This is a genomic window from Acinetobacter johnsonii (assembly GCF_048551975.1).
Classification (GTDB): Bacteria; Pseudomonadota; Gammaproteobacteria; order Pseudomonadales; family Moraxellaceae; genus Acinetobacter; species Acinetobacter johnsonii_A.
Genome location: NZ_JBIMCF010000307.1, coordinates 1 through 254, shown reverse-complemented (window position 1 = coordinate 254; position 254 = coordinate 1). Strand labels below are relative to the sequence as shown.

Annotated in this window: 1 pseudogene; it reads right to left on the bottom strand. The window is 30.3% G+C overall.

From position 1 onward, the window contains the following. Positions 1–254, bottom strand: a pseudogene (locus tag ACG9ZB_RS17590) (RepB family plasmid replication initiator protein); the annotation flags it as partial.

Here is a 254-nt window from a genome sequence, read left to right as displayed (position 1 = left end):
TTGTATTGGATCTCGCAGCATATCTTTAATTTTGATAGCTAAGTCGTCATAACTTTCACCTTGTTGTGCTAGGAGAGATACTTCATGTAAGCGTGAAAGCTGATTACCAAACATATTAATTTGTGAATCAGTCAATTTATAAAAATCATTCTGTTCAGATTTATGCTAAATATTTTTTGATTTTTCTTTAAACGTGAATTGAATGTGTGTGACTTTTCGGACTGTTTTTATTTGCTCGTAAGATACATTTAAAG